At 37.1% G+C, this 16,252-nt stretch carries 17 protein-coding genes; 8 read left to right on the forward strand and 9 right to left on the reverse strand.

Going from position 1 to position 16,252, the window contains the following annotated elements:
• Positions 1-27 precede the first annotated feature (27 nt).
• Positions 28-1,566 carry a murein biosynthesis integral membrane protein MurJ gene (murJ, locus tag I6F54_RS09475; RefSeq protein ID WP_033012718.1) on the reverse strand — a complete coding sequence of 513 codons (1,539 nt, stop codon included), beginning with the start codon at positions 1,564-1,566 and terminating at the stop codon, positions 28-30.
• A gap of 295 nt (positions 1,567-1,861) precedes the next feature.
• Between murJ and rpsT the strand changes: the two genes are divergently transcribed.
• Entirely contained in the window at positions 1,862-2,122 is a 261-nt protein-coding gene (gene rpsT, locus I6F54_RS09480; protein ID WP_002958225.1) for a 30S ribosomal protein S20, read from the forward strand.
• A gap of 75 nt (positions 2,123-2,197) precedes the next feature.
• On the opposite strand, the gene I6F54_RS09485 is transcribed toward rpsT, so the two are convergent.
• Positions 2,198-2,581 carry a response regulator gene (locus I6F54_RS09485; protein WP_002958224.1) on the reverse strand — a complete coding sequence of 128 codons (384 nt, stop codon included), beginning with the start codon at positions 2,579-2,581 and terminating at the stop codon, positions 2,198-2,200.
• A gap of 113 nt (positions 2,582-2,694) precedes the next feature.
• Between I6F54_RS09485 and I6F54_RS09490 the strand changes: the two genes are divergently transcribed.
• Both I6F54_RS09490 and I6F54_RS09495 read left to right on the forward strand, forming a co-directional pair.
• Positions 2,695-3,138, forward strand: coding sequence for a hypothetical protein (locus I6F54_RS09490; RefSeq protein ID WP_101217800.1), 444 nt, complete (start codon positions 2,695-2,697; stop codon positions 3,136-3,138).
• A gap of 106 nt (positions 3,139-3,244) precedes the next feature.
• Positions 3,245-3,490, forward strand: coding sequence for a hypothetical protein (locus I6F54_RS09495; protein ID WP_002958222.1), 246 nt, complete (start codon positions 3,245-3,247; stop codon positions 3,488-3,490).
• Positions 3,491-3,694: 204 nt separating this feature from the next.
• Here the strand turns inward: I6F54_RS09495 and I6F54_RS09500 are convergent, their stop codons facing one another.
• A complete protein-coding gene (locus tag I6F54_RS09500) occupies positions 3,695-3,841 on the reverse strand; it encodes a hypothetical protein (RefSeq protein WP_010555113.1) in 147 nt (48 codons plus the stop codon).
• Between the two features lie 97 nt (positions 3,842-3,938).
• Positions 3,939-4,859 carry a 2-hydroxyacid dehydrogenase gene (locus tag I6F54_RS09505; protein WP_101217798.1) on the reverse strand — a complete coding sequence of 307 codons (921 nt, stop codon included), beginning with the start codon at positions 4,857-4,859 and terminating at the stop codon, positions 3,939-3,941.
• Positions 4,860-4,988: 129 nt separating this feature from the next.
• Here I6F54_RS09505 and I6F54_RS09510 point away from each other — a divergent pair, with 129 nt between their 5' ends.
• Positions 4,989-6,695, forward strand: a complete 1,707-nt coding sequence (locus I6F54_RS09510; protein ID WP_197141044.1) for a GNAT family N-acyltransferase — start codon at positions 4,989-4,991, stop codon at positions 6,693-6,695.
• Between the two features lie 47 nt (positions 6,696-6,742).
• Here I6F54_RS09510 and dapE read toward each other — a convergent pair whose 3' ends face one another.
• Positions 6,743-7,927 carry a succinyl-diaminopimelate desuccinylase gene (gene dapE, locus I6F54_RS09515; protein ID WP_197141052.1) on the reverse strand — a complete coding sequence of 395 codons (1,185 nt, stop codon included), beginning with the start codon at positions 7,925-7,927 and terminating at the stop codon, positions 6,743-6,745.
• A gap of 263 nt (positions 7,928-8,190) precedes the next feature.
• Between dapE and I6F54_RS09520 the strand changes: the two genes are divergently transcribed.
• Entirely contained in the window at positions 8,191-8,844 is a 654-nt protein-coding gene (locus I6F54_RS09520) for an OmpW/AlkL family protein (protein ID WP_197141054.1), read from the forward strand.
• A gap of 80 nt (positions 8,845-8,924) precedes the next feature.
• On the opposite strand, the gene I6F54_RS09525 is transcribed toward I6F54_RS09520, so the two are convergent.
• Positions 8,925-9,458 carry a thioesterase family protein gene (locus tag I6F54_RS09525; protein ID WP_002958217.1) on the reverse strand — a complete coding sequence of 178 codons (534 nt, stop codon included), beginning with the start codon at positions 9,456-9,458 and terminating at the stop codon, positions 8,925-8,927.
• Positions 9,459-9,563: 105 nt separating this feature from the next.
• On the opposite strand from I6F54_RS09525, the gene I6F54_RS09530 reads away from it, so the two are divergent.
• Positions 9,564-10,058, forward strand: coding sequence for a hypothetical protein (locus I6F54_RS09530; RefSeq protein WP_197141058.1), 495 nt, complete (start codon positions 9,564-9,566; stop codon positions 10,056-10,058).
• A 28-nt stretch (positions 10,059-10,086) separates the two neighbouring features.
• Here I6F54_RS09530 and tyrR read toward each other — a convergent pair whose 3' ends face one another.
• The 3 genes from tyrR to bcsE all read right to left on the reverse strand — a co-directional run bounded on the left by tyrR (position 10,087) and on the right by bcsE (position 15,209).
• Positions 10,087-11,643 carry a transcriptional regulator TyrR gene (gene tyrR / locus I6F54_RS09535; protein ID WP_010555118.1) on the reverse strand — a complete coding sequence of 519 codons (1,557 nt, stop codon included), beginning with the start codon at positions 11,641-11,643 and terminating at the stop codon, positions 10,087-10,089.
• 193 nt (positions 11,644-11,836) lie between these two features.
• Positions 11,837-13,417, reverse strand: a complete 1,581-nt coding sequence (gene bcsG / locus I6F54_RS09540; RefSeq protein ID WP_197141070.1) for a cellulose biosynthesis protein BcsG — start codon at positions 13,415-13,417, stop codon at positions 11,837-11,839.
• Positions 13,418-13,586: 169 nt separating this feature from the next.
• On the reverse strand, positions 13,587-15,209 hold the full coding sequence (gene bcsE / locus I6F54_RS09545) for a cellulose biosynthesis protein BcsE (protein WP_197141080.1): 1,623 nt from the start codon (positions 15,207-15,209) through the stop codon (positions 13,587-13,589).
• A gap of 114 nt (positions 15,210-15,323) precedes the next feature.
• Here bcsE and bcsR point away from each other — a divergent pair, with 114 nt between their 5' ends.
• Both bcsR and bcsQ read left to right on the forward strand, forming a co-directional pair.
• Entirely contained in the window at positions 15,324-15,503 is a 180-nt protein-coding gene (gene bcsR / locus I6F54_RS09550; protein ID WP_165729048.1) for a BcsR/BcsP family cellulose biosynthesis protein, read from the forward strand.
• A 32-nt stretch (positions 15,504-15,535) separates the two neighbouring features.
• Positions 15,536-16,252 carry a cellulose biosynthesis protein BcsQ gene (bcsQ, locus tag I6F54_RS09555; protein ID WP_197141090.1) on the forward strand — a complete coding sequence of 239 codons (717 nt, stop codon included), beginning with the start codon at positions 15,536-15,538 and terminating at the stop codon, positions 16,250-16,252.

Here is a 16,252-nt window from a genome sequence, read left to right on the forward strand (position 1 = left end):
GCAGAGTTGCCGATTATAATCTTTTTTTTAGTTTGATTCAGTAATTGCTACACTTTTTATCGTATTTAGTCTAACGCCCATCAAAAATAGCATTGCAAAGTAACTAATACCTGCCAAAGCCACGAGTGCTATTAATAAGACTACCTGCTGTGTAAAAGCCCATGTAGCCCAGTAATAGTAACTGCTCACAAACCATGTAACAGCTCCCATAACCATACTTGCAACAACACATTTAAGTGTAAAGCGCATACTCATTGATGAAAACTGATACACATTTTCTTTTTTAAGCTGCCTATACAGCAAAAATGCATTACAACTAGCCGATAGCGAAGTAGCAAGTGCTAATCCTAAATAACCAATGAAAGGAGCCAGCATAATATTAAATACCATATTCAACACTAAGGTAATAATACCAATACGCACCGGCGTTTTTGTGTCTTGACGAGCATAAAAGCCAGGAGCAAGTACTTTAATCAGCATAAAGCTTACAAGCCCTACTGAATATGCGACTACGCCTAAACTTACTGCTTTAACATGATCAACACTGTCTTCTTTAAACGCACCGTGGTCGAACAATACGGTGATAATAAGCGGGCTGATGATCATTAGACCTATCATTGCTGGTAGGCCTAAAAATATAACAAAACGTACCCCCCAGTCGAGGGTATGCTGAAAGTCACTACTTTTTTTACTGCTATGTAACCTAGAGAGCGCCGGTAAAATAACTGTCGCAATACCAATACCAAATAAGCCCAGCGGAAATTCAATTAAACGGTCTGAATAATAAAGCCATGCAATCGAGCCTGTCATCAGTAATGAAGCAATCATGGTATCAAGCAACAAATTAATTTGGCTAATAGATACGCCAAACAAAGCAGGAAGCATAAGTTTACGTACTTTTTTTACGTTTTCGTCTTGCCATGCCCAGCGTGGACGCGCCAACATTTTTGCACGGTATAAAAATGGAAGTTGAAACAATAACTGCACAACGCCACCAATAAATACGCCAATTGCGAGAGAATAAGCCCCGACACTAAATTTATCATGTAAAAAAATTGCACACGTAATAATAGAAACATTGAGTAAAACAGGTGTAAATGCAGCAACAGCAAAACGGTTATACACGTTCATTACCGCACCACTAAGCGCAACTAAGCTTACAAAAAACAAATAAGGGAATGTAAATTTAAGTAATGAACTTGCAAGTTCAAACTTTTCGGCATTGGGTCCGCCCTGCCACCAATCTATAAACCAACCGGTGCCAAACAATGCTGCAATAACGGGTGAAGCAACAACACCTATAATAGTGACAATCAGTAAAATGGTTCCTAATGTGCCTGCTGCTTGTGCAACAAAAAGTCTGACCTTGTCGTCGCCTTGCTGTTCTTTAATTTCACTCAGCACGGGTACAAATGCTTGTGCGAAGGCACCTTCTGCAAATAAACGACGTAAAAAATTAGGAATACGGTTAGCAAATAAAAAAACATCAGCCGCCGCACTTGCGCCTAATAAATTGGCAACAACAGCATCTCGAACGAGCCCTAAAATACGCGATATCATAGTCATACAACTAACAATCATACCGGAGCGAAATAAACCTTTTGACACCTTAAACCTACTCAAAAATCCTCAAGATAGGCGATTATGCCACAGTCTTTTTTATAAATCGCTTTAAAGCACTAGGCTGGGGGTCTGTGCTTTGTTACAATGTCGGTATTAACTGCTAAAGCGGCAAATTGATGCTCGTTATATGGTGCAGTTTTTCTTGGATTGTTAAATTTAAATTGACATCCATGATAGAAACAGGCATATTCCACGGCCTTTAATTTAAGCTTTATTTTAAGATTGTTAGGAGCAAACCTTGGCTAACATCAAGTCTGCAAAAAAACGCGCTATCACAAGCGAAAAAAACCGTCAGCACAACGCAAGCCGTCGTTCAATGATGCGCACTTACTTCAAAAAAGTAATTGTTGCTATTGAAGCGGGCGATAAAGAAGCTGCACAGCAAGCTTTTTCTGTTGCTACACCTATCCTAGACCGTTACGCAACTAAGGGTCTAATTCACAAAAACAAAGCAGCTCGTCATAAGAGCCGTATAGCAGCTAAGATTAAAGCTCTATAATTTGTTTTTGATAGAATATAAAAAACCGGCTTTTGCCGGTTTTTTTTTGTTTAAATTTTAAATGTACTTACTTTATTAGACATTTTCTAAATCTGGATAAAACTTCTTAAGCATTGCCGCTATTTTTTTAGGTGTAAATGGCTTTACTACAAACCCTTTAGCGCCTTTATCAATTGCATCCTTAACATTCTCAATACCTGAATGTGCAGATACCATAACCACATTTGTCTCTGGGCTTAATTCATTGATTTGTGCAATCAAATCTTTACCATCACCGTCTGGCAATTCAATGTCTAAAAAAATGATATTATAATTTGCAGCTTGGCACTCACTAATACATTGTGAGGCAGTAGATGCTTCCTTTACGTTATCTATCCCTAAGTGCATGAGCGTTTGGCTCAAAAAACTACGCACTGTGCTAACGTCATCTACAATTAAAATTGATAGCTGCGTATTCATCTTTATTCCTCGTAGGCTATAAGCTAACTTTAAGTTATCATAATAATTAGCTTAGTATATAAATTTACTCATTTAATTATAGAGACCTACGGAAAAAAGGCCAGATTTGCTTTATGTCTAAAACCCCAAATAAACAATCGTTGCTAGGTAAAGCACCGGCAAGAAAAAAAACAGCGCAAAAAAGAAAACCTCAGCGTTCTACTCAGCGCCCTTCACCTGGCGAGTTAAATTCCAGTGCAAAGAATGATATAAGCCAAAAAACAACGCAAAAAAAAGGACTGTTTATATCACTCGCTGTCGTTGCTGTAATAATTTTAGCTTTTCCAAAACCTACCTTACTCACCTATAAAAAATTAGGGATGGTAAGTGAGAGTGTTTACTGGCCCGGATTCTTTGGCAAGGGAGCTACTTTAATTGATTCAAACCTACACCCCACCTATGATTCTAGCCGTGAGTCCCTTTATTTATGCAGTGACTTACAAAAACCGCAGAGCTGCCAAAAGTATCAAGTAATTGCTGATAATGGTTTATTTTCAGCAATCGGTAGCTACTTTTAGCATTAAAAAAACTAATCTGAAAATTTAAAATTACTTGGTTGAAAGGTGCGCAAAAGATCAACATAATGGCGCTCCTTTTTTCAACAACTGAACTATTGAAACGACCATGCTAAACGAGCTAGATTGGCTTTTAAATACTACACTACTTGCACTAGGTTTAGGTGCATTCTTTATTAACCAGATAACACTGCTGCGCGTTGCCGCCATTAGTGCGTGTGGTTTATTATTCTTATCATTTAGCTTAGATCTTATGTCGTCGAGTGTTATTTCAAATATGAGTTTAGTGTTGATCAATACTTTTTACTTGTTTAAAGTTTATACATTTGGGCAATTTAATGTAACCCAAAGTTAACAACTTTTCCCTAGAATATTTAATAGCCCAGCATTACTGGGCTTTTTTTTGTTAAGAATTTAAAAATATTAAAAAGCACTTTCAATCAAGATGAAAATTAGAGCTTCAGGGGCACACAAGCACTACTGTGAAAATAATGCTTGTATACTGCTAAAAAGAGTCACGAGAAGAAACACGAAAAAAGAGGAATACATAGTAAGTAGGTTAGTCCGCTATTGTTAACTCGCTTTGGGTTTGTATTTTAGAAGGAGTATCCTCGGCATTAGCCTGATTAAACCAAGCTGAAACACCAAGTATAATAATTGAAATAATAACTAGGCTTAATTTAACGCCACTTTGACTCGATTTCATAACACCCTCTTTGTATTTTTTATTAGTGAGAATACCTTTTACACTAATGAAAATTACAAATGTTAACAAGCTGTTTTTTAAACTAATTAGCTATCAGCTAATAACCTTTAGTTCTATCTATTGGATTATTAAGTACTAACCCCTTATTCAAGCATTCAATATTATCGGCTATTTGCTCTATAACACTATTTAAATCAGAAATCGCCGCGCAATGTGGTGTAAGCGTTATTTTGGGGTTTCCCCAGTAAGGGTGATTCGACGCTAAAGGTTCTTGATCAAATACGTCGAGTGTAGCTGCGCGTAAGCTATCGTTATTTAATGCACTTAGTAAGTCTTGCTGAACAACATGAGCACCGCGTGCCACATTAATAACAACAGCATGTTTAGGTAGCTTTGCGAGCATTGAGTGATTAATAATGCCTGTCGTTGCTTGCGTAAGGGGTAATAGACATACAAGGTAGTCAACATCAGAAAGCATACTATTGAGGCCTTCCTCGCCATAAAAAATTTCGACATTAGTCGCGTTTTTATTACTTTGCGCCCAGGCACTTACCTTAAAGCCATTATTTATAAGCTTTTGCGCGCATGCTTTACCTAATTCACCAAACCCAAGTATGCCGACATGTTTATTACTATGCGCCCGCTTTGGCTTCCATGTTTGCTGTGTTTGTTTAATGTAATACTCTTTTAAACGTAACTTTTGAGCTAACACATGTGTCAGTACATATTCCGCCATATCTTCAGCTAGTTGCATGTCAACAATACGTACTACTTCAACACTTTCGTCGAGTAATGTTAAATCGATACTGTCTACGCCAGCACCAAATGACGACACAGCCTTTAAGTTAGGTAGCTGTGGCCACATAGATTCTGGCGCTTTCCACGCAAGTACAAAATCCACATCATGTGCGTTTTTGCAATCAGGCCATTGCTCTATCAGCGTATTTGGTAATCGCTCTTGTAACTTCGTTATTAGTTTTGTGTTGTCACGCCCAGTTATAGCAACCAATACCGACATAAATTCTCCTAACAATACACAGTTTATAAGTTAGCACTTTAAAAAGTCACACTACTGCAAAGTAACTGTCACACCCTTTTTTTAATCTTACATGTATGGCGAATAGCCCAAACGGAATATGAGGTTAATATGATAAGTGTTGATAAAGTAATTGCTGCAAACTTACCACAACTAGAGAACTCTCCAAAAGTAAAAGGTTTAGTAAAAAAAGGCCTAGGCTACTTATTACATGAACAAGAGTTTGTTGCTTTTGGTGATGCCTACCCTCACCTACAAGGATTAGAATTTGTTGAACAAGTGCTCGATGAACTCAATTTTGATACGCGCTATAAACCTAAGCAGATAGAACATATTCCTAATGAGGGTAAACTTGTTATCGTTGCTAACCACCCTATTGGTTCATTAGATGCTTTAGCACTGATTAAAGTACTTTCAACTGTAAGACAGGATTTAAAAGTAGTGGCAAACCGCATGTTGATGTCGGTTACTCCAATGCACTCACTTTTACTCCCCGTAGATAACTTATCAGGCATGAGTAAGAAACAAGAGCTTAGTAATATACAAAACCATTTAAAGGATGAAGGCGCATTACTTATATTTCCGGCAGGAGAAGTATCGCGATTAGGGCCAACAGGTATTAAAGACTGCAAATGGAATAGTGGCTTTTTACGTATGGCAAAAAAAGCTAACTGCCCTATTTTACCTATTTATATTAAAGCCAAAAACAGTCCACTTTTTTATGGCACATCAATGATTTATAAACCTTTAGCAAGTTTACTATTAGTGGCCGAAATGTTTAAGCAGCGCCAAAAATCTTTAGAGTTTGAGATTGGCGCCTCTATCCCTCCTGAATCTTACTTAATAGAAAATCTTAAAGATAAAGAAATTGTAAACCTCATCCGTAAACAGCTTTATAGGCTTACAACAAAAAAAGCACTGCCGCTAAAAACACAAACACCTATCGCTGTTCCCGAGTGCAGAAAAGAGCTAAAAAGAGCAATTGAGCAATGCCAACTACTTGGTAAAACGCAAGACGGTATGCATATTCATCTATACCAATATACTGGTAGCTCACCTATTTTTAGAGAGTTAGGGCGCCTGAGAGAAATAGCATTTAGAGCAGTCGGTGAAGGTAGTGGTAAGCGTCGTGATATAGATAAATACGATATGGATTACCAACACCTTGTACTGTGGGACCCAATGCAGCTAGAGCTGGTAGGTGCTTATCGATTAGCCTGTGCACAACAGATAATACAAAAATATGGCCGCGAAGGTTTGTATACTGATAGCTTATTTTCTTATACCGACGCTATGACGCCCTATCTAAAACAAGGAATTGAGCTTGGTAGAAGCTTTGTACAGCCTAAATATTGGGGACGTAAGAGCCTCGACTATTTGTGGTATGGCATTGGCGCTTTTATAAAAAGCTATCCACAGTACAGATACTTGTTTGGTGCTGTAAGTGTATCAAATGCTCTACCCGAGCAAGCAAAAGCCATGCTCGTTTATTACTATCAGCATTACTATAAAAGTGGTATTGAATTAGCTACGCCTAATAATGAATTTAAATTAACTGAGCAACAGCTAACCCAGTGCAATACTCTTTTTTGCGGCAATGACGTAAAAGAAGATTTTGTAGAGTTAAAGCATGTGTTAGCTAATATGGGGGCTCAAGTCCCTACTTTATTTAAACAATACACTGAACTTTGTAAACCAGGTGGCGTGCAATTTTTAAGCTTTAGTATTGATCCCGATTTTAATAATTGTATTGATGGATTGGTATTGGTCGATCTTAAAAATGTAAAAGAAAACAAAGCCAAACGTTATTTAGAATAACCAATAATAAGAGAGTGCTTTATATTTATAAAGTACTCGATTTATATTTAATTATTTATAAATATCTGCTCTAGTAAAGTTGTATAAATAGCTTCAATTTTAAGTAAATCACTAATAGATACGTGTTCATTAGCTTGATGAATCGTATTGTTTCGCACACCACATTCAATAACTTGAGTATGGGGGCTGGCAAAAAATCGTCCATCTGATGTCCCTCCATTTGTACTTAGTAATGGGTAACTTGAAGTGTTTTTGTAAATAGCCTGCTCAATATGAGTAAGTAAACTCCAACCCGTATTATGGCTTGTATAATAAGGCTCGCATGGGCGTTCCCACTCAATTGTAAAATGCTCAGCAAACTTGTTTAGGGTATTCATTAATTGCGTTTTAACTGCTGCACTACTGTAACCGTGGCTATAACGTACATTAAATGTAATCTCACAATGACTTGGCACTAAATTATCGACCACATTTTTTATGTTAATTCCAGTCACTTGTAGTGTGGTTTTTGAGCTAGCCACATCGAGTAACCAGATCTGATCACTCAAGCTATTTACTATTTTTGCAGCAATATGAGCAGCATTGAGTGTGTTTTGAGGATAAGCTACATGACCTGCCTTACCAGTAACTAAAATCCGAGCTGAAAGCGCACCACGACGGCCATTCTTAACCGTATCGCCAACTTGTGCCACACTTGATGGCTCCCCGACAATACAGCCATCTAATACAACACCTTGCTTGGCAAGCTTATTAACTATTTCTTGAGAACCAAATTCAGCCTCTCCCTCTTCATCTGACGTGATAAGCCAGTAAAGTGTCCCTGCTTTAGCGGATTTACTATTAATTAACTTTTTTGTGGCGCTAAGCATGGCGGCAACACCCCCTTTCATATCGGCCGCCCCTCTACCGTATATTGCATTATTGCGCACTCGCCCTTCAAAAGGAGGACTTAACCAACCGCTACTTGTTGCTGGTACTACATCAATGTGCCCTGAAAAAGCAACACATGGGCCATCTTTGAATTTTATGCAGGCAATTAAATTGGTTACACCATTTATAGTAAATTGCTCGCAACTTAAACCTAAATCCACCAATTTATCTGCAAGCCAATCAATTGCACCCGCTTGGTTAGGGGTTACTGATTCAAAGCGAATTAGTGTTTGTAAGTGCTCTACAACTTCTTTTTGAATATCCGTTGTTTTTGATTTTTTTTCGAATGCTTCTAAAAACATGTTAAACACACTTTATTATTTAATGTGCCTTTATTAAAACGTGAGTTTATGACTAAGCGATGTCAGCCTTAATACATTCATATGACTGTTGATGAAATAAATATGTCAATCTTTTCAAAAGCAGAACGACGCTAAATTTAATCTAAATCAATAAAGCACTCCACAAGGTTAAAATGTTTTTTAAACTTTGATCTAGAACAGGTTTTCATTTTTATTGCTCGGTAATAATAGCGCCAATCAAACAGTAGTTCTTGGAGAACAACATGAAAACTCAAATTAGCATCGCATTATTAACCTCTTTATTAGCACTATCTCCAGCTGCACACGCTAACTTTAGCGTAAATGTTGGCGCTATTAACGTAAACCCTGATAATAGTAGCTCAGCAATTAATGAAGCATCTACGCTGGGCCTTAAAGGTGATTCAGATACTCAACTAGGTATCACTGTAGATTATGCATTTAACGATCAATGGGTGTTAGAACTAATAGCAGCAACACCTTTTTCACACGATGTGAATGGCGCAGGCGGCTTAGCAGGCAACAAAATTGCAGATATAAAACAGCTTCCTCCTTCTTTAGTTGCGCAATACCACTTTTTAGACACAAGTTATGCGCTAAGACCTTTTATAGGCGTAGGCATAAACTACACTGCATTTTTTGATGAGCAACCTTCTCAAGCACTTAAAGCGACGCTAGGAACAGACGATGTAGAAGTAAAATTAGATGATTCGTTTGGCTTTATGGCTCAGGTAGGTGCTAACTATAAAATTGATGCAAACTGGGGTCTACACGCCATGGTATCAATTATGGATATTGATACCGATGCCACTGTTTATGCTAATGGTGCAAAAGCACTTACATCAACTGTTGAGCTTGACCCCGTTGTTGCTATGTTCGGTGTTAGATACAGCTTTTAAAGCATATATAAAGTAGTACGTAGTTACCCAATTACAATGTGTGTTAAAAGGCCGAAAGGCCTTTTTTTCATTTGTAGAGATTAGGGCAGGTTACTTAACTTTTTCTGCTCTAGCATTTCTTTCCAGTGCATAACTTCACTTGGCAATATAGGTGTTTGGCCATCAAAACCAGCCACTTCAAGCATTTCTTCAATACTTATAATACCTTTTTTACTTTTAAATACACCGCGTACATAAGCAATAGCATGTAAGCCTCGTTCTGAGTGAAACTTTTGCTCAATATAAAAGTATTTATGATCCCATCCAACTAACTTAGTACTTATTGTATATCGCTGCATAGGCTTAATATCACGAATATAAGTAATAGCAGTTGCGTTAACAATCGGAAACCAGCGACGCTTCATTATTTGTTTAAGCAAGCCAACGCGCTCAGTCATCCAAGTTCGAGATAAATCCATCATCGCGAGGTAACGTGAGTTTGTTAAATGTAAATTAATGTCACAATCAGTAGGTAGAGCTTTGTAATCAATATCTACCGTATCAAGTAAATTTTGATATTGCTTGTTACGTTTAATTTTAAAAAACAATAATAAAAGTCGAATATATAGGTTCACAAAAAAGGTCTTACCAGTTAAATTTATTCGAGTGTAGCATAGCCCCTTACGAAGACGAATATTCTACTTTAATCTTAAATCACTATTACAATAAAAAGATAACTCATGAAGTCAAAACTAAAAATTATTACTGCGCTAACTCTATTAGTGCCTAGTTATAATGCTTTTGCCGATTTTTCATTACCGGGTAAAGGCTCTGTTACTTACCCTACTGGTGTAGTTAAAGAATTTAAATTTGGTTTTGAATGGCAGCAAAAAGCTGAAAAATTCACTATTGGCTCTAAAAGTTACAATATGGAGCAGATCCCTAGCTCTTACTCGGTAGCTATAACGCTTTCAAAAGATGACAGCCAAATATGGGTGCAAGAATTTAATAATGGATTTATTGAAGAGTTTGAATGGCAAATTGGCGGACATAAGATCACTTTAAAAAAGCAGCAATTTAGCGACCCCGTAAAAGGCGATTATGTTATTGAACTTAATGGCCGTAGCTATTTTTTCACTCGTAATAACGCCAGCATTGTAATGAACTTTAACGAAGAAGGTATCGAGACGATTGCAATTGACGGGGTAACAAAAAATATGGGCACTAAAAATTAGTCCCCATATTTTAATTTATTTAGGCCAATTACACTTTTACTGTTTTTCGGTTAATACCGTAATCACGTAACTTATTAGCTACCGCGGTGTGACTTAGGCCCAATCGCTTAGCTAACTGACGTGAGCTTGGATAAGCTGGGTAGAGTTTGCGAAGTAAAGTCGCTTCAAAACGTTTAACAGCTTGATCTAGTGAGCCTTCAAAATCAGACTCTAAATACCCTAAATCATGGGTAAAAGTTGGTAACTGTAAATGCTCTACGCGAAGCTCGCTATCATCTAGTAACGACACTGCGCGGTAAATTGCATTTTCCAGCTGACGAACATTTCCTGGCCACGGATACTCTTGTAAAAAGCTCAAACACTCTTGTGATAAAACAGGAATTGCATGACCATTTTGTTGCGCATATTTTTGAATAAAATGCTCTGCAAGTGGTCCTACATCTGCTTTTCTATCTCTTAGTGGCGCTATTTCTAAAGTAAGCACGTTTATACGGTAATATAAGTCTTCTCTAAAAACCCCTTCTTGTACCATTGCAGGTAAGTCTTTTTGAGTAGCGGCAACAATACGTACATTTACTTTAACTTCGTTCTCATCGCCTACTTTTCTAAACGTACCATCTTGTAAAAAACGCAGTAACTTAGTTTGTAGTTGAGTCGACATTTCGCCAACTTCATCTAAAAATACAGTTCCACCATCGGCTTGCTCTAATACACCGCGCTTTGGCGCTGCATTTTCTTCGTACCCGGCATAACCAAATAACTCAGACTCAGCAACATCATCAGGAAGTGAAGCACACGACAGTGCAATAAAAGGTTTAACAGAACGATTAGATGCGTAATGGCACGCTCTAGCTAATAACTCTTTACCTGTTCCTGTTTCACCAGTAATCAAAATAGGGGCTTCTAGTTGCGCCATTTTGCGTGCTTCGCGCACAACTCGGCGCATTGCCGTACTAAAGTTATGAATAGTAGCGAAGCTTTCTTGCCCGTAACGTCTAAATGCACTGACTTGCTGCCCTAACCGACTTTGCGATTTAATGTTAATAACCGCACCAGCAAGCACATCACCTTCACTACCTTGAGGCACTGCAATTGGCAAAATGTCTGCAATAAAATCCTCACCAGCAACTTCAACGCGAGTAGTTTGTCCGAGTACTTCTTTACCTTCTAACCAGCGTGTAAAGTTAAAGCCTTTAAGCAGGTTATTAATATTTGCACCAATCACGTCTTTTTCAATTAGCTGTAAGTCTTTACATGCTGCATCGTTACATAAACGCACCCAGCCTTTAGCATCAATAGAGATAACCCCATCAGGCAATGCACGTAGTAAAGTATTTAATTCGTTGTGTTCACGCTCAGATGGTAAAAATGCAGTGGTACGCACATCATGTACGCCGTCGATTAAACGTATCGATGGCATAATTTTTTGGAATTGTTCAAATTCAATTTCGGGAAAACTAACGTACATACGACAATTTACAGAATCGACTTCAATTCCTTTCAAATCAACGCTGTAGTTAACTAATATATTAAGGATTTCTTGAGCAATACCAATTCGATCAGCACAGTGAATATCTAGACGCATACATCCTCAAAGAAGGAAAAACTATATTAGCCGAATAATACGCTAAGTCGCTTTGAGAAGGTAGTTTATTGTAAACATTTTTGGACAAAATAGCTTTTAGAGCCAAAGGGTGGGATGTAATTAAACGAAGAAAAACAGCACTGATATCTATATTTAACTATACCAGTGCTGTTTATTAAATCTTATTATGAGACTACTTACCTTGTGGGTAAGCTGACCAATCACCACCATCTAATTGTATGAATGGTCTTTGGTTAACATACATCATTATTGTGCCTTCATTTTCAGCAACTTTAGGTGCTTTAGGTAGGTTTTCAAGTAAATTAGCAACACTATTATTCCCACCAAACACATCAGTTTGCAGCGTCTTACTTACCAGCTCTGAAAGCGCAAAGTAACTTGTTGAATCATCAACCACAATTTGCGAGTAGTTTTGTACGTCTGGGCCTATAAATTTAATCGCTACAGGTACAGACACAATCGCAGGACTAGGGATTTCGCGTAACCCTGCAAATTGTACTTTATCACCTTTTAAGTTAGCGCCGTGTTCAGGCACTATCATTAACATAACGTTGCGACCACGCTTTTCTAATTTTTTTACAAATTGGTTAATATCAGCAAACAAGTTTTTATGTCTGATTGGGTATGTCTCTTTACTATTCACCCTTGGTTGATTCTCTAGCTGATTACCGTCATGTAAACTTGTGGTGTTGTAGTACATCGCACACGGCTTACAATCATCAGCTTGCTCTAACCAACCATCCAGCACAGCTTCATCTGAGTAAATAGGGCTATTATCAAAACCTCGAAGCGCCACTGGCATTGAATCGATATTAAATGGCGTGCTATCTAGGCCACCGTACTTATTTATTAAACCTTTAAACTCATCAAAATGTCCGTCGTGATTCATCACAACATTATTTTGATAACCTAGTTTTTCTAGGTTTTTAAACAAGTAACATTGTTCAGGTGCCTCTTTAAATAATGCCGTTTGACTAGTTTGGCCACAACTAGCGCGCAGTAGCCTTACCGCAGCTGGTCCGCTGTATGATGTAGCCGAGTTAAAGTCTGAAAACACCACATCAAAGTCTTTATACATATCAGTAACACTTACACCAATAGCATTTAAATCAGCAACAGCCATTGAGCATATGTTCAAAATAATTACATCAAACAGTTCACCATTTACTTGGCTTGGAAAGTGACTCATTAATAAGCTTTGTTGTTGATAAAAATCAGCTAATTTTTGATCAGGAGATTGTGCTGCCTGAGTGATCACTTGTGTTTGAGGATTACTTTGACTCTGTGTAACCGGCTCAGGGTTAGCCACATTATTAACGAATTGTGATTGAGAGTTACCCCCTTGCCATCCTACAACTAACAGCCCGACGATAGTGACTGTTGTAAAGCGTATCCATTGCGATGTATACCAAAAACACACACTAATTACGAACAAAGCCAATAACATATCAATGTTAATAACACGGGTTAATAACTCAATAAAATAACCAAAACTAAAATCTTGAACGTTACCCGCTTGTTTAGTCAACCTGTTTATTGGTGGCAACCATGAGTCTTGGTAAAGTAATACCACAGCAAACACAGCACCTACTATATGTTTTGCCTTCTCTATTAATGGCTGTTTAAATTTAATCGCAAGCAACGCAGCAAAAGCCGCATTAGTTAATACGTTAAAATCAATTGCACCATAATAAAACAGAGCAAACTTAACTAAAAAATAAAGGTTCCAAACCCCTAAACCTGATAATTTCACTTCTTATCCTTTTTTACTGTATTTGGTGTATAAGGCTCTAGTACTTCATGTTTAAAAGTAAGCTTATAATAATATTTTGTTATTTGAGATAAAATGTATTTGCCTAGCATACAAAGCACCGCGCCAAGCACCATTGCAAGAAACACGGTAATTAAAAGCTGATTCATACTCATAAGTTATCTCTTAATTTCATTATAAAAGGCTTAGCATCTGGGCGGCTTTTGCTAGAAAATTCAGGTGTGTTAATATTTTCAGTAACGCTGTTTGCTATATCAGGTGCAAATTTATAGCTATCATTCTCGGCAAGTTTTTGCGAGAAATCTACAACACTCTTACCTTTATAAAAACGCCTTAATTGTTTACATTCTTGTTGAATGTAAAAGTGATCAGAAATTACATTTTGCTGTACAAAAAAATCGCTTGTTTTTAATTTAAACAAATGCTTAATTGCATTATCAACGTCATTCTCTCTACAAGCATGCAGATATAAATAAACTGTATTATCTGCAATACTAAATACATCACCTTCGCGCTTAATATGAAATAAATGCAAAGGGTGAATAGGGTCTATTCTTGGCAGTAGTTCAAGCTTCACTAGCACACCACTCACACCTAGATTAACGGCTGAGTCACTATGAATTTCTACTTGTTTTGTAAACTCAATGAAAGGTAAATACCCCTTTGAAAAGGTATTTTCAGTGTATTTTAACACATCTTCAACAGAGGGAGGTAAAGGTCTTGAAAACTGAAAACCTTGAATAGATTGAACTTGTGAGAGCAACCGAGAAGGCTCTGAAAAACTATATAAAATAAGGTTTACACCCAAGGTTAAAAATAAGCATTCATCTTGATGACGAATTACACCGTCTACATTTTGAATAACAAGTTTTAACCAGCGTCCACAGTTTTTTCTAAGCTCAAAACACTGCTTACCTAATAACGCTAAATCGGTATAACGCGTTACTGCAAAAATTAATGTAGCTGCCTCTACCTTTGGGCCTTTATTAAATAAGTCATTATTATCTTTCACACTTTTATAGTGCATCGGTAGTTTAGTACCTTCGGGCACCGCACCTTGCACTAGCCATACATCATCTTCATCAGAAAAATCTGAACTTTTAGCCGTTTTACTCTCGCTTATTATTCCCTTTTGAACAACAAACTGGTTTTTACTTAGCAATAACTGATAATGTTCACCAGCGATAACACCGGTACTATGACGCCAGTAGTCATATTCAAGTACTCGCACCGCAGCATCGTTATCAACAAAAACTAGTCCATCAAATACATTGTTTAATCGTCTAACTAAAAAACGATAATTAGCAATATCAGGTCCAGATATTAAGAGTAATAATGTAGCACCCGTCTTTTGAGTGAAATCTCTATACTCTTTCATCATCAGCTCTAAGCTTTTTTCGCTAGCACTGTTTAGCTGTGTTGTACTAAAGTGAACAAAAACAAGTGCCGTGTTTAGACGTTTATAAGCACTGATTTCTTTTATAATAGCTGAATTAATTTTCTCAATTGAATAATGCTGTGTTTGTGGGGCCAACGAAAAAGGGTGAACTCGATTATGTTTATAAGCATAGTTTAACGGTGCAGAAAAAGAAGAATCAAAAAATGACTCAATCTCTTGGGAAACTATATATATATCATTAGCCAAGCTTTGGTTAATTGAATGTAACGCCAATTCGATTGAAAAATTGTCTAAAGGGGCTAAAACAGCGTAACTTGAAGCCCATTTTAACTCTTTTGCAGCAGGCTCTAATCCCGTTATGTTAAAGTTATGCATTTAAAACGCCCTATAAAAAATACTTTTTTACTAGTTTTAACCGTTATTCTATATATAATAGCCAAATATTGTCCACATTTAATCAAAATAATTAACGTAACTGTTAAGGTAAAGATGAACAACTTAACATCTAAAAACTCACAAACGTTAACATCAAGCGACATAGAAAACCTTGCACTGCGTTTTGGTGGTAAAAGTGATGACTACATAGAAATTGTAAACAAGCAGCAAAATAATAATACAATTAATAAGTACGCATTACTTAAAGAAATAAACAACGAACTAAACATGTAAGCTAGTTCAATTAACAATAGGTAAAACATCAGTTGCAAAGAGTTTTCATTAAAGGTGTCAAAGGCGGTTTAGGCAGTACCTCTGTGGTTGCAAACCTAGCGTGCGTACTAAAAAAATCTGACGTTGATGTTATTGCAATCGATCTAGATGCAAAAAGTGACTTAGGTTTACATTTTGGTTTGCCATGGAAATACACCAAAGGCTGGAGTAATGAAGCAAGCTTTGAAGATGCAATTGCGCATTTTCACCAAGATAACGATGGCATTGTATTTTTACCATTTGGTGATAGTGATGACACGAGCACCAATAGCATCACTAAAATGGTCGATAAATGCAAAAACCTAAATTATAGTGACGAAGCTTGGGTGCTTTTTGACTGCCCTTCACATATTAATATTTCTCATTATCCGTTAGAAAAAAAAGATATTGTTATTGAACTGGTAAATTGTGATGCTATTTGTCACAGCTTAATTTATAGGCGCCTACAAACACTCAAAAATTCAGATACCGACTGGAAGCATTACTTTTTAGTTAACCGATATAACTCTGCATCTACGCTAGAATTTGACTTGTTTTCTCTATGGCAATCAACGCTTCCGCTTATGGCTCCTTTTTTTATTAACAGTGACGAAGTTATTAAAGAGTCAACCGCATACAGAAATGTAGCGCTTAACTGCGCGCCATATAGTGTCGCAAATGATGACTTTGAAACGCTAGCTGGTTGGCTAGTTAGTAAAGTAGCCTTATAA

It is taken from the genome of Pseudoalteromonas sp. SWXJZ10B (genome assembly GCF_015864475.1).
Taxonomy (GTDB): Bacteria; Pseudomonadota; Gammaproteobacteria; order Enterobacterales; family Alteromonadaceae; genus Pseudoalteromonas; species Pseudoalteromonas arctica.

Excerpts from the sequence above, each read along its gene's own strand:
- tyrR (WP_010555118.1), bottom strand. The coding sequence starts at position 11,643 with ATGCGTCTAGATATTCACTGTGCTGATCGAATTGGTATTGCTCAAGAA.
- bcsR (WP_165729048.1), top strand. The coding sequence starts at position 15,324 with ATGAACAACTTAACATCTAAAAACTCACAAACGTTAACATCAAGCGAC.
- I6F54_RS09530 (WP_197141058.1), top strand. The coding sequence starts at position 9,564 with ATGAAGTCAAAACTAAAAATTATTACTGCGCTAACTCTATTAGTGCCT.
- bcsE (WP_197141080.1), bottom strand. The coding sequence starts at position 15,209 with ATGCATAACTTTAACATAACGGGATTAGAGCCTGCTGCAAAAGAGTTA.
- I6F54_RS09520 (WP_197141054.1), top strand. The coding sequence starts at position 8,191 with ATGAAAACTCAAATTAGCATCGCATTATTAACCTCTTTATTAGCACTA.
- I6F54_RS09495 (WP_002958222.1), top strand. The coding sequence starts at position 3,245 with ATGCTAAACGAGCTAGATTGGCTTTTAAATACTACACTACTTGCACTA.
- I6F54_RS09510 (WP_197141044.1), top strand. The coding sequence starts at position 4,989 with ATGATAAGTGTTGATAAAGTAATTGCTGCAAACTTACCACAACTAGAG.
- murJ (WP_033012718.1), bottom strand. The coding sequence starts at position 1,566 with ATGACTATGATATCGCGTATTTTAGGGCTCGTTCGAGATGCTGTTGTT.
- dapE (WP_197141052.1), bottom strand. The coding sequence starts at position 7,927 with ATGTTTTTAGAAGCATTCGAAAAAAAATCAAAAACAACGGATATTCAA.
- I6F54_RS09500 (WP_010555113.1), bottom strand. The coding sequence starts at position 3,841 with ATGAAATCGAGTCAAAGTGGCGTTAAATTAAGCCTAGTTATTATTTCA.
- I6F54_RS09490 (WP_101217800.1), top strand. The coding sequence starts at position 2,695 with ATGTCTAAAACCCCAAATAAACAATCGTTGCTAGGTAAAGCACCGGCA.
- I6F54_RS09505 (WP_101217798.1), bottom strand. The coding sequence starts at position 4,859 with ATGTCGGTATTGGTTGCTATAACTGGGCGTGACAACACAAAACTAATA.
- I6F54_RS09485 (WP_002958224.1), bottom strand. The coding sequence starts at position 2,581 with ATGAATACGCAGCTATCAATTTTAATTGTAGATGACGTTAGCACAGTG.